The organism is Variovorax sp. P1_G12, assembly GCF_056405555.1.
Genome location: NZ_JBFUBW010000069.1, coordinates 1 through 12,179 on the forward strand (window position 1 = coordinate 1; position 12,179 = coordinate 12,179).

14 protein-coding genes are annotated in these 12,179 nt (G+C 65.4%); 3 read left to right on the forward strand and 11 right to left on the reverse strand.

Annotated elements, in window-relative coordinates; translation table 11 throughout:
• From AC1D2O_RS37005 to AC1D2O_RS37045, 9 genes are all read right to left on the reverse strand, one after another.
• The coding region (locus tag AC1D2O_RS37005; RefSeq protein WP_478158694.1) for a GTP-binding protein at nucleotides 1-244 on the reverse strand (244 nt) is incomplete at its 3' end.
• Between the two features lie 108 nt (nucleotides 245-352).
• The gene (gene fusA, locus AC1D2O_RS37010) at nucleotides 353-2,455 is read right to left on the reverse strand and encodes an elongation factor G (protein ID WP_478158872.1); all 2,103 of its coding nucleotides are present in this window, start codon (nucleotides 2,453-2,455) and stop codon (nucleotides 353-355) included.
• A gap of 86 nt (nucleotides 2,456-2,541) precedes the next feature.
• A complete protein-coding gene (rpsG, locus tag AC1D2O_RS37015) occupies nucleotides 2,542-3,015 on the reverse strand; it encodes a 30S ribosomal protein S7 (RefSeq protein WP_077002363.1) in 474 nt (157 codons plus the stop codon).
• A gap of 147 nt (nucleotides 3,016-3,162) precedes the next feature.
• The gene (rpsL, locus tag AC1D2O_RS37020) at nucleotides 3,163-3,540 is read right to left on the reverse strand and encodes a 30S ribosomal protein S12 (protein WP_013543948.1); all 378 of its coding nucleotides are present in this window, start codon (nucleotides 3,538-3,540) and stop codon (nucleotides 3,163-3,165) included.
• A 169-nt stretch (nucleotides 3,541-3,709) separates the two neighbouring features.
• Complete coding sequence (locus AC1D2O_RS37025) at nucleotides 3,710-4,879, reverse strand: D-alanyl-D-alanine carboxypeptidase family protein (protein ID WP_478089452.1); 1,170 nt, start codon at nucleotides 4,877-4,879, stop codon at nucleotides 3,710-3,712.
• Nucleotides 4,880-4,902: 23 nt separating this feature from the next.
• Nucleotides 4,903-5,535 carry an alpha/beta hydrolase gene (locus tag AC1D2O_RS37030; protein ID WP_478089451.1) on the reverse strand — a complete coding sequence of 211 codons (633 nt, stop codon included), beginning with the start codon at nucleotides 5,533-5,535 and terminating at the stop codon, nucleotides 4,903-4,905.
• A 154-nt stretch (nucleotides 5,536-5,689) separates the two neighbouring features.
• The gene (locus tag AC1D2O_RS37035; RefSeq protein ID WP_478089450.1) at nucleotides 5,690-6,043 is read right to left on the reverse strand and encodes a (2Fe-2S) ferredoxin domain-containing protein; all 354 of its coding nucleotides are present in this window, start codon (nucleotides 6,041-6,043) and stop codon (nucleotides 5,690-5,692) included.
• Between the two features lie 9 nt (nucleotides 6,044-6,052).
• Nucleotides 6,053-7,174: a VanZ family protein gene (locus AC1D2O_RS37040; RefSeq protein WP_478158873.1), complete on the reverse strand. Its 1,122-nt coding sequence runs from the start codon at nucleotides 7,172-7,174 to the stop codon at nucleotides 6,053-6,055.
• A gap of 5 nt (nucleotides 7,175-7,179) precedes the next feature.
• Nucleotides 7,180-7,608 carry a CopD family protein gene (locus AC1D2O_RS37045; protein ID WP_478089448.1) on the reverse strand — a complete coding sequence of 143 codons (429 nt, stop codon included), beginning with the start codon at nucleotides 7,606-7,608 and terminating at the stop codon, nucleotides 7,180-7,182.
• 345 nt (nucleotides 7,609-7,953) lie between these two features.
• On the opposite strand from AC1D2O_RS37045, the gene hemB reads away from it, so the two are divergent.
• Nucleotides 7,954-8,958 (forward strand): porphobilinogen synthase, encoded by a 1,005-nt coding sequence (hemB, locus tag AC1D2O_RS37050; RefSeq protein WP_478089447.1) that lies wholly within the window; start codon nucleotides 7,954-7,956, stop codon nucleotides 8,956-8,958.
• Between the two features lie 76 nt (nucleotides 8,959-9,034).
• Nucleotides 9,035-10,174 carry a magnesium transporter CorA family protein gene (locus AC1D2O_RS37055; protein ID WP_478089446.1) on the forward strand — a complete coding sequence of 380 codons (1,140 nt, stop codon included), beginning with the start codon at nucleotides 9,035-9,037 and terminating at the stop codon, nucleotides 10,172-10,174.
• Between the two features lie 62 nt (nucleotides 10,175-10,236).
• Here the strand turns inward: AC1D2O_RS37055 and AC1D2O_RS37060 are convergent, their stop codons facing one another.
• Nucleotides 10,237-10,605, reverse strand: a complete 369-nt coding sequence (locus tag AC1D2O_RS37060; protein WP_478089445.1) for a DUF4148 domain-containing protein — start codon at nucleotides 10,603-10,605, stop codon at nucleotides 10,237-10,239.
• A 210-nt stretch (nucleotides 10,606-10,815) separates the two neighbouring features.
• Nucleotides 10,816-11,166, reverse strand: a complete 351-nt coding sequence (locus AC1D2O_RS37065) for an alpha/beta hydrolase (RefSeq protein WP_478089444.1) — start codon at nucleotides 11,164-11,166, stop codon at nucleotides 10,816-10,818.
• 123 nt (nucleotides 11,167-11,289) lie between these two features.
• Between AC1D2O_RS37065 and AC1D2O_RS37070 the strand changes: the two genes are divergently transcribed.
• Nucleotides 11,290-12,179, forward strand: an 890-nt coding sequence (locus AC1D2O_RS37070; protein WP_478158874.1) for a LysR family transcriptional regulator, incomplete at its 3' end; no start/stop codon positions are given.

Genomic DNA, 12,179 nt, shown 5'->3' on the forward strand with positions numbered 1-12,179 from the left:
AGTCGACGTGCGCGTAGTGGCGGTTGGCCGTCTCGTACTCGACGTGGGCCGTGTTGATCGTGATGCCGCGCGCCTTTTCTTCAGGAGCCGCGTCGATCTGGTCGTAGGCCTTCGCTTCGCCGCCGAACTTGGCCGACAGCACAGTGGCGATCGCCGCCGTCAGCGTCGTCTTGCCATGGTCCACGTGACCGATCGTGCCCACGTTGACGTGCGGCTTCGTGCGGGTGAATTTTCCTTTTGCCATTTTCTATCCTTGAAAGAGCATTGCCCGTGTGAGGTTTAACGTCTGCACCCTGTTGCTGGTTCTCTCGCCACGGGCAACGAGAGGCACAAGGTCGCAGACTGAACAGGTTTACTTCGAGCGCGACGCGACGATGGCTTCGGCCACGTTGCGCGGTGCTTCGGAGTAGTGCTTGAACTCCATCGTGTACGTGGCGCGGCCTTGCGTGGCCGAGCGCAGCGTGGTCGAGTAGCCGAACATTTCCGACAGCGGCACTTCAGCCTTGATGAGCTTGCCGCCACCGATCATGTCGTCCATGCCCTGCACCATGCCGCGACGCGACGAGAGGTCGCCCATCACGTTGCCGGCGTAGTCTTCCGGGGTCTCGACTTCCACGGCCATCATCGGCTCGAGGATCACCGGCGAAGCCTTGCGGGCGCCTTCCTTGAAACCGAAGATCGCGGCCATCTTGAAGGCCATTTCGTTCGAGTCCACGTCGTGGTACGAACCGAAGTGCAGCGTGACCTTGACGTCGACGACCGGGTAGCCGGCCAGCACGCCTTGCGTCAGCGCTTCGATCACGCCCTTCTCGACCGCGGGGATGTACTCGCGCGGCACCACGCCGCCCTTGATCGCGTCGACGAACTCGAAGCCCTTGCCGGCTTCGTTCGGCTCGAGCTTGAGCACCACGTGGCCGTACTGGCCCTTGCCGCCCGACTGGCGAACGAACTTGCCTTCGGCATCTTCGACCGTCTTGCGGATGGTTTCGCGGTAGGCCACTTGCGGCTTGCCGACGTTGGCTTCGACGCCGAACTCGCGCTTCATGCGGTCCACGATGATTTCGAGGTGAAGCTCGCCCATGCCGGAGATGATGGTCTGGCCGGACTCTTCGTCGGAACGCACGCGGAACGACGGATCTTCGGAGGCCAGGCGCTGCAGCGCGATGCCCATCTTTTCCTGGTCGGCCTTGGTCTTCGGCTCGACGGCCTGCGAGATCACGGGCTCGGGGAATTCCATGCGCTCGAGCGTGATGATGGCATCAGGGTCGCACAGCGTTTCGCCGGTCGTGACGTCCTTCAGGCCCACGCAGGCGGCGATGTCGCCGGCACGGATTTCGTCGATTTCGAGACGCTCGTTGGCGTGCATCTGCACGATACGGCCGATGCGCTCCTTCTTGCCCTTGACCGGGTTGTAGACGGTATCGCCCTTGCTCAGCACGCCCGAGTAGACGCGCACGAAGGTCAGCTGGCCCACGTACGGGTCGGTCATCAGCTTGAATGCCAGCGCCGAGAACTTCTCCTCGTCGGCGGGCTTGCGGCTGGTTTCCTTCTCGTCGTCGTCGGTGCCTTCGACCGGCGGGATGTCCATCGGCGACGGCATCAGTTCGATGACGGCGTCGAGCATGCGCTGCACGCCCTTGTTCTTGAACGCGCTGCCGCACATCATCGGCTGGATCTCGCCGGCGATGGTGCGGGTGCGCAGGCCGAGCGTGATCTCTGCCTCGGAGAGGTCGCCCTCTTCGAGGTACTTGTTCATGAGTTCTTCAGAGGCTTCGGCGGCGCTCTCGACCATCTTCTCGCGCCATTCCTTGGCGGACTCGAGCAGTTCGGCCGGAATCTCGCGGTAGTCGAACTTCATGCCTTGCGAAGCTTCATCCCAGTAGATGGCCTTCATCTTGCGAAGGTCGACCACGCCCTGGAACTTGTCCTCGGCGCCAATCGGGATCACGATCGGCACCGGGTTGGCCTTCAGGCGGTCGATCATCATCTGGCGCACGCGGAAGAAGTTGGCGCCGATGCGGTCCATCTTGTTCACGAACGCGAGGCGCGGCACCCGGTACTTGTTCGCCTGGCGCCAGACGGTTTCGGACTGGGGCTGCACGCCGCCGACCGAGTCGTACACCATCACGGCGCCGTCGAGCACGCGCATCGAACGCTCCACCTCGATGGTGAAGTCCACGTGGCCGGGGGTGTCGATGATGTTGATGCGGTGCTCGGGCATGGAGTGGTCCATGCCCTTCCAGAAGCAGGTCACGGCAGCCGAGGTGATCGTGATGCCGCGCTCTTGCTCCTGCTCCATCCAGTCGGTGGTGGCGGCGCCGTCATGCACCTCGCCCAGCTTGTGGGTCACGCCGGTGTAGAACAGGATACGTTCGGTGGTGGTCGTCTTGCCGGCGTCGATGTGCGCCGAAATACCGATATTGCGGTAGCGCTCGATGGGGGTCTTGCGTGCCATGAAATTTACTCCGTTAACGGATGAAAGCCCGCCCACCGGTCTCGGTGGTTCGGGCTTCCAGCCTGTCTGATTAGGGGGAACGACTCTTAGAAGCGGAAGTGGCTGAAGGCCTTGTTGGCCTCGGCCATGCGGTGCACTTCATCACGCTTCTTCATGGCGCCGCCACGACCTTCCGTGGCTTCCATGAGTTCGTTGGCCAGACGCAGGGCCATCGACTTCTCGCCGCGCTTGCGGGCGGCTTCCTTGATCCAGCGCATCGACAGCGCCAGACGACGGACCGGGCGAACTTCGACCGGCACCTGGTAGTTCGCACCGCCGACGCGGCGCGACTTCACTTCGACCATCGGCTTCACGTTGTTGATGGCGATCGTGAAGGCTTCCAGCGGGTCCTTGCCCGGGTTCTTCTTCTCGATCTGGTCGAGCGCACCGTAGATGATGCGTTCTGCGACCGCCTTCTTGCCGCCTTCCATGATCACGTTCATGAACTTCGACAGCTCGACATTGCCGTACTTGGGATCCGGCAGGATTTCACGTTTGGGGACTTCGCGACGACGTGGCATTTTTCTAACCTCTTTGCTTCAGTTGGCGTCGTTTCCGACACCGCGAGAGCCAACAAAAACTCTCACTTACTCGACCCAATATCGGGTCACTTCGCTCGATGCGCCGGCCAGGGCACTCGAACACCGCTGAATGAAATACAGAAAGCCTTAGGCCTTCTTGGGACGCTTCGCGCCGTACTTGGAACGCGACTGCTTGCGGTCTTTCACGCCTTGCAAGTCGAGCGAACCGCGCACGATGTGGTAGCGAACACCGGGCAAGTCCTTGACACGACCGCCGCGAACCAGCACGACGCTGTGTTCCTGCAGGTTGTGGCCTTCGCCGCCGATGTAGGAAATGACTTCGAAGCCGTTGGTCAGGCGCACCTTGGCGACCTTACGCAGCGCCGAGTTCGGCTTTTTCGGGGTCGTGGTGTAGACCCGGGTGCAGACACCGCGACGTTGCGGCGAGTTCTGCATGGCAGGGCTCTTCGAATTGATCTTTTCGACCGTCCGACCCTGACGCACCAGTTGATTGATGGTTGGCATGAATGAATAAGTCCCAAAACTAGCCCCGCAGGCCCTAGGCGTGAACCGGCCAGACGGGGAAACGACCAGAAATTGGCCGAAAACGTGAATCCCTTCGGAATTTCCGAAAAGCCTGCGAGTATAGCACTGGCTCGGGCGCTTGCCCATCCCGGGCCGCATCGGGCCCGGGCTACTTGATCCAGAGGCGGACGGCGTCCCAGGCGCGGCCAAGAACGCCGGCTTGCTGGACTGCGTCCAGCGCCACCAGCGGCACCTCGGTCACGGGCTCGTCGCCGAGCGTGATCTTGAGCGAGCCGATGGGCTGGAACTTGGTGAACGGGGCGACCAGCGGGTCGGGACGCACCACCTGCGTCTTGATCTTGCCCGCCGAGCCGGCCGGCACGGCCACCACGATGGCGTCGGGGCGGCCGAGCTTGACGGTGTTTTCCTTGCCCTTCCAGACCGCAGGCGTCGCCACCGCCTGGTTGACATCGAACAGGCGGACCGCGTCGAAGGCGGTGTAGCCCCAGTTCAGGAGCTTCTGCGATTCGTTGGCGCGCGCGTTTTCGCTCGCGGCGCCCAGCACGATCGACAGCAGGCGCCGCCCGCCCGTGAGATTCGGGAAGTCGCGCTTGGCGGTGACGATCATGCAGTAGCCGGCCGCCTGCGTGTGACCGGTTTTCAGGCCGTCGACGGTCGGATCTCGGAACAGCAGCAGGTTGCGGTTGGTGTCGTTGGTCGACGGCGTGCCGGGCAAACGGTATTTCTTGATCGCGTAGTAGTGAACGAACTCCGGGAAATCACGCATCAGGCGGGTCGCCAGGATGCTCAGGTCGCGCGCGGTGGTGGTGTGGCCGGGCTCGGCGAGGCCTTCGGGATTCTTGTAGCTCGTGTTCTTCATGCCGAGGGCCCTGGCCTGCTCGTTCATGAGTTCGACGAAGTGCTCGACCGTGCCGCCCACGCCCTCGGCCAGCGCCACCGTGGCGTCGTTGCCCGACTGCACGATCAGGCCCTTGATCAAGTCCTCCACCGGCACCTGCATCGTCGGGTCGATGAACATCCGCGAGCCCGGCATCTTCCAGGCACGGGGGCTGACCGGCAGGGTCTGCTGCAGGCTGATCTTCTTCGCGCGCAAGGCGTCGAAGACCAGGTAGGCCGACATCAGCTTGGTCAGCGACGCCGGTTCGACCTGGCTGTCGATGTCCTTCTGGGCCAGCACCTGGTTGGCCGTGAAGTCGAGCAGCAGGAAGCTGCGCGCCGCGATCTCCGGCGGTGCCGGCACCTGTGCCCCCGCGGCCAGACAGAAAGATGCGGCAGCGGCGACCGCGAAGGCGCGCAGCGCTTCAACAAAGCGATTCATGGGGGGCAAGAAGACGAAAAAGACTAGCCTGCGCGCAAATGGCGGACAACGAGATTCTTGAGCAGCGGCAATTGTCCGTGAAAGAAATGCCCCCCTCCGGGAACGACTGTGACAGGAAGTGACTGCGGCCGGGCCCAGTCCATCACCGCGGCCAGCGGCACGGTGTCGTCCTGCTCGCCGTGCACCACCAGTGCGCGCTCGTGGGCTTCGGCCGGCAGCGTCGCGACCGGGAAGCGCGACGCCGCCGTGCCGACCAGCACCACATGCCGGATGTCGCGCGTGGCCCAGAGCTTGTCGATGGCACAGCTGGCGACGAAGGCGCCAAAAGAAAAGCCGGCGATCGCCAGCGGTCCCTCGGGCGCCAGCTGCTCGACCACCGCGCGCAGGTCCTCGCATTCCCCGCGGCCTTCGTCGTGCATGCCCTCGCTGGCGCCGACACCGCGGAAATTGAAGCGCACCGCGGTCCAGCCGCAGGCGACGAAGGCGCGCGCCAGCGTCTGAACCACCTTGTTGTCCATCGAGCCGCCGAACAACGGATGCGGATGGGCGACAACCGCCACGCCGAGCGCCGGCGCACCTTCGGCTGCGCGGTCGCGCAGGACTTCGATGACGCCGGCGGCGCCCTTGAGCTGGATCCTTTCGGTCCGCGGGTTCATCTCAGTTTCCCTCCACGCGAATCGAATCGCGTGACCCCGACGCATGAAACCAGCGCAGCCAAAGGCCAGGAACACCGCGGAACCGGCTTTGCCGGGCCGCTGGTGTTGCCCCCTGGAGGGGGAGGCGCCGCAGGCGCATCGGGGGGTATGTCATCTAGCGGCCGACATCGGGCGACAACAGCAGCCGCTCGACCACTTCGCCGTTCTTGAGGTGCGACTCGACGATCTCGTCGATATCCTCGTCGTCGACGAAGGTGTACCAGACCGCATCCGGATAGACGACGGCGACCGGCCCGCCGGCACAACGGTCCAGGCACCCGGCCTTGTTGACCCGGACCTTGCCCGGTCCGGCCAACCCGGCCTCCTTGACGCGTGATTTGCAGCGATCGAAACCGGCCTGGGCCTCGTGCTTCGAACAGGAATCCTCGCCACTCTTGCGTTCGTTCAGGCAGAAGAAGATGTGGCGGCTGTAGTAACCCGCCGGCGCGGGAATGCTGGAACTCGACATCGACGCATTCTATTGAGCCGGCGCCCCGGGCGCCCTGCGCGACAGCACTGCCAGTACGTAAGCCAGGGTTGCAAAAGGCCAGGTCCAGCCCAGCCACTGCGCGAGGCCATGGAAGCGGATGAACCGCCCCTGCTCCCAGGTCGCCAGCGTCTGGGCGAAATAGGCACTCTCGGGGGCCTGATTCAGGAGGCTCAGGTGCACCACCAGCGCGATCAGCAGCAAGGCCGCGCAGAAGCGTCGCGGAGCGCCCAGCAGCAGCACGCCGATGAACAGGGCGGCCGCGATGCCGATCTGCACCGGCAGGCTCAGCCAGGCCCAGGCGTGTGGCGGACCGTAGCTGAGCGCCGCCGACAGCGCCGAGGCGGCCACGCCCGCCAACAGGATCGACGGCAGCAGGATCGCGCGCCGGGCGACCGAACGCGTGACCAGAAAGCCGAGCAGGCAAGGCACCAGCGCGCCCAGCATGACGCAGAGCAGTTCGACCCCCGGCACCAGGGGCTCGAGCTCGAACTCGCGCACCGGCATCCAATCGATGAAGGGCGTGTCGACCAGCCAGTCGGCAATGCCGGCCTCGAGCCGCTCGAACACCTGGCCCAGGCCGAAGCTGACGGCGGCCGGAAACAGCAGCGCGATCGGCCACAGGGCCAGCAGCACCAGGCCGCCGCGCGAATCGTCGACGAACCAGTTCGATCGGGTCCGATGCCAGTGGGCGACCGCGCCGACACGCTCGAGCACCGCCGCGAGCACCGCGCCGATGAAGGCGCCAGCGATGTTGAGCCCGAGATCGACGTTGGAGGGAATGCGCGCCGGCAGGTAGCTCTGCAAGGTTTCCATGGCGAAAGCGATCGCCGCGGCCACGGCCGTGGCACGAAGCACGGCGCGGACGCCACCAGTGGCCGGCCGATTGCGCATCAGCGCGATGGCGGCAAGAAAACCCAGCGGCAGATAGCCGACGACATTGATTGCGAAGTCGAAGCCGGTCCAGTACTTGGGCCAGGGCGCCGCCAGATAGGCCCACGGCGCGATGCCCTGGTCGCGCCAGTCGGCGAAGGGATACAGGCTCGCGTAGACGATCAGCGCCGCGTAGGCGAGCGCCAGGGGCAAGGCGACGGATTTGTGCTGGGTGTCCACCGCATTCAGAACGGCTTGACGACCACCAGCACCACGATGGCCAGCAGCAGCAGCACGGGCAGTTCGTTGAACCAGCGGTACCAGCGGTGGCTGCGGCGGTCGTTGCCCGCCACGAAACGGCGCAGCAGCACGCCGCAGCCGTGGTGGTAGCCGATCGCCGCCAGCACCAGGGCCAGCTTCGCATGCATCCAGCCGCTGCCCGGTCCGCGGCCGATGCCGTAGCCGAGCCAGAGCCACAGCCCGAAGCCGAGCGCCGGCACGGCGAGGAAGGTGGTGAAGCGGAACAGCTTTTGCGCCATCAGAACCAGCCGGGCTCGCTCGGCGACCGATTCCGGCGCGACCAGCGCCAGGTTGACGAAGATGCGCGGCAGATAGAACAGTCCCGCGAACCAGCTGGCGATGAAGACGATGTGCAGCGATTTGACCCAGAGCATGGCGGCAGTTTAGTGGCGAGCTTCCGCCCCGCCCGGCCGGCGTCCGCCGCCGGACGCGCGAAAAAAAAGCCCGACGTCAAAACGCCGGGCTTGGGAAGCCCTTTTGCTGTCACACATCAAGGCACCCGCTCAGGGAGGAAAAGCGGGGAGCGGCAAGCCGCCCGGGACAGAATTTAACAAAGGCAAATCAACCTATCAAGCAAGCCAGGCCATTTTTTAACCTAATCGTCGAAGCCACTAGTACAAACATATTCGTTTTCTCTTCGTTATGAACAGAAATGAGTTGGAAGATCGCGCGGAAGCCGGCTCCCCAGCGGCCATCGCTCTTGGGGCACAATTTTCGACATGACCTTCCACGCTTCTTTTCCCGCCGGCCGGCCGCGCCGCCTGCGCCGGGATGCGTTCACGCGCAATCTCGTGCGCGAGCACACACTCACAACCAATGACCTGATCTATCCGGTGTTCGTGCAGGAGGGCGAGAAACGACGCGACGCGGTCCCGTCGATGCCGGGCGTGGAACGGCTGAGCCTCGACCTGCTGCTGCCGGTCGCCGAGCAGTGCGTGGCGCTCGGCGTTCCGGTGATGGCCTTGTTCCCCGTCATCGATGCCAGCCTGAAGACGCCGGCCGGCGACGAGGCCTTCAATCCCGACGGCCTGATCCCGCGCGTGGTGGCGGCGCTCAAGTCGCGCTTCCCCGAGCTGGGCGTGATGACCGACGTCGCACTCGACCCCTACACCAGCCACGGCCAGGACGGGCTGCTCGACGACAGCGGCTACATCCTCAACGACCCGACCGTCGAAGTGCTGGTCAAGCAGGCGCTCGCACAGTCGCGCGCCGGTGTCGACATCGTGGCGCCGAGCGACATGATGGACGGCCGGATCGGCGCCATCCGCAACGCGCTCGAGGCGCGCGGCGACATCCACACGCGGATCATGGCCTACAGCGCCAAATACGCGAGCGCCTTCTACGGCCCCTTCCGCGACGCGGTCGGCTCGGCCGCCAACCTCGGCAAGAGCAACAAGAAGGTCTACCAGATGGACCCGGGCAACAGCGACGAAGCGCTGCGCGAAGTCGCGATCGACATCGCCGAAGGCGCCGACATGGTGATGGTGAAGCCCGGCATGCCCTACCTGGACATCGTGCGCCGGGTGAAGGATGAATTCCGGGTGCCGACCTTCGCCTACCAGGTGAGCGGCGAGTACGCGATGCTCAAGGCCGCGGCGCAGAACGGCTGGCTGGACCACGACGCGGTCATGATCGAGAGCCTGCTGGCCTTCAAGCGCGCCGGTGCCGACGGCGTGCTGACCTATTTCGCGCTCGATGCGGCGCGGCTGCTGAAGCAAAACTGAGACCTTGCGGGACAGACCAACAACACTGCGCAGCAGTTTTTTGCCCTGTCCTCAACTGACTAAGAATACGGCCCCCATGCGCATCTTCAAGATCGACGGCACCCAGGTCACCGAGCACGACGCGCTGGCGCCGATGGCAGCACCGGGCGCCTGCGAACGGGGCTACCTGTGGCTGTCGCTGACACGGGAAGAATTCCAGACCTCGCTGCCGCAGGTGCAGGAGGTGCTGCAGTCGCTGTGCGGCACCCTGCTGCTGGACCTCCACGTGAGCGACCTGCTCAACGACCAGCTGCCCTCGCGCTATGACTACACCTCGCAGTACGACCTGCTGGTGTTCCGCCGGCTGGCCGCCTCCAACGGCAAGGAACCGGCGCCGAAGCCCGACGCGCCGGTGCGCGGCGGCCCGGCCGTGCTGCGCCGGGTGGACACCCGTCCGGTCGGCTTCGCGGTGTTCGATCGCGTGCTGCTGTCGGTGCATCCCGAGGACGGCACGGTGCGCGACGCCTTCGCCGCCAAGCTGCTCGCGGCGGCCGCCGCGCCGGACGACCGCGGCCGCGCGGCGGTCCCGGCGCTCGATGTCCGCGCGGTGTCCTCCCGCATGCCTTCGGGTCCGGCCGACCTGATGCTGCGCGTCGTCAACCAGATCGTCGATGCCTACCTCGACCTGCGGCGCGACCTGACACGCCAGCTCGACCACTGGCAGGCCGAGCTGATCGATCCGCACAGCCGCTTCACCAACTGGAGCGCGCTGATGGATTCCCGGCAGTCGCTCTACCACCTGGACGAAATCTGCGAAGACCAGCGCGCCGCGGTCCAGGACTGGATCGACGCCCTCGAGACCTTGCCGACGCCGGCGGGCGCCACCGAGCAGCGCGAGCGCGAACTGGTGATGGTCCGCAGCCGCGACGTCCTCGAGCACATCGAGCGCGTGGTGCACCACGTCCGGCGGCTCGAGCAGAACGCCGAAACCGCGGTCCAGATGCATTTCAGCGTCCAGGGCCACCGCGCCAACGACATCATGCGGGTGCTGACCGTGCTGACCGCGGTGTTTCTGCCGCTGAACCTGATCGCCGGCATCTTCGGCATGAACTTCGAGTTCATCCCGCTGGTGCACAAGGCCGACGGATTCTGGATCGCGATGGGGTCGATGGGCGTGATCGCGGTGACGCTGATCGTCGTCTTCTGGCGCAAGCGCTACCTGGCCCGACCCCACTGAGCCATTGAAAAAGCCGGAGGGCGCTCTCGCACCCTCCGGCTTCTGGTCAGGCAGCGCCCGGCTTACTTGACGGTTGCGGCGCCGGCCTTCTGGGCTTCCACGCGCGGTTCGGCCGACTTGTTCATGGTCGAGATCACGCGGCTGTTGACGCGCGAACCGCCGACGACGTTCTGGTCGGGTGCGTTCGCGGTGGCGACGGCCTGGGCGCGCACGGCTTCGGGATTGGCGACCGAGTTGAAAGGCTCGGCGCCGCGCGAACCGCGCACCACGTTCTGGTTCGGCGCAGCCGCGGTACTGACCGCTTCGGCGCTGACTTCGCTGCGGCTCTTGGCCGAGACGCCGGCGTGCACGCCGTCGTAGCTCTCAGCCTGGGCGCCAGCGGCGGCGAGGAAGGACAGTGCGGCAGCGGCGAGGATGCGGGAGGTCTTCATTTCAGTTCCTTTGGATTCTTCGGAGTTGGTTTCAAACCAGGCTCGCTGTCGCTGGCCTGTGCGCTCGAGTGTCGAACGGAATCCCTAAGGGAAAACACCAAGAAAAGAGACACCGCGTTTCCCGGATCGAAACAATCACGATTCCCAGGGAAAAAGGGAAATGCCGGGCCGTGCTTCGGCACGGTCCGGCATCCAGCCGATGAAGGCCGATCAGAGACCGGCTTGCTGCGTCGCCGGGCGGACGATCGTGTACTGCGCCGGCACCACGCTGTTCACGAAGGCCTTGCGGTCCAGGTTCTGGTTCGGCTCGTGAGCGGTCGCCACGGCCTGGGCACGGATCGTCGCACGGTCGGCCGAGGTGGTCAGCGCCGGGGCGACGCGCGAGGACACGCCGTCGGCATAGGGGTTCTCGCTGCGCGCGGCCACCACGGCCTGGCCGTTCACTTCGGCGCGGCTGTTGGCCGACACCGGGGCTTGGACGCCTTCGTAGGTTTCGGCCTGGGCACCTGCTGCGGCCAGGATCGAGAGGGCGGCGGCGGCGATGATCTTCGAGGTCTTCATTTCAGTGTCCTTTGTGTACTTGGGGATGGGCTGCTCAGTGGGATAGAGTTTGCCCCAGATTTCTAGGTACAAACCCTATGAAAATGAACCAGGGTGTTCATCAAACAGAAACAATGGAGTGCCATGGACGGCCTGGAACTGCTCAAGACCTTTCGCGAAGTCGCCCTGCGTGGCAGCTTCTCCCGTGCCGCCCACTCGCTCGGGATGTCCAAGGCCAACGCCAGCAAGTACGTGGCGCTGCTGGAGACCCGCTTCGGCGTACGGCTGCTCAATCGCTCGACACGCTCGGTCAGCCTGACCGACGCGGGCCACCTGCTGCTCGAGCGCAGCAAGCCGCTGCTCGAGATGATCGAGCTGACCCAGTCCGAACTGCAGGGACATGCGGGACACCCGCGAGGCCGGCTGCGGGTCACGGCGCCGCACGGGCTCGGCCAGAGCAGCTTTGCGGGATGGATCGGCGAATTCATGGTCACCTATCCGGAGGTGCACGTGAGCCTGCACGTGAGCAATCGCGTGATCGACCTGGTCGAGGAAGGGGTGGACATCGCCCTGCGGCTGGGCCGCATCCGGGACGAGAACCTGATCGTGCGGCGCCTGCGGCTGATGGATCTAGCCCTGTGCGCGACGCCGGGCTACTGGGCCCGGCGCGGCATGCCGACGCAGCCCGACGACCTGCGCCGGCACGACGTCCTGACCTATTCGCTGGCGGGCGGCGCGCCGCACCTGCCGTTCGAGGTCGACGGCCAGCCCTACAGCGTGCCGGTGACCAGCCGCATGGACGCCAACGACGCCGCGCCGCTGATCGGCGTCGCGCTGGCCGGACTCGGCGCGGTCTGCGTGCCGACGATGATGGCGCAGTCGCACATCGAACGCGGCGCGCTGGTGCCGGTGCTGAAGGAGTTCATGCCACGCGACCTCTGGCTGTACGCCGCCTATTCGCAGCGCCGTCACAACAGTGCCGCGCTGCGGGCGCTGCTGGACTTTCTCGAAGCGCGCGTGCGAGACCCCGAGCC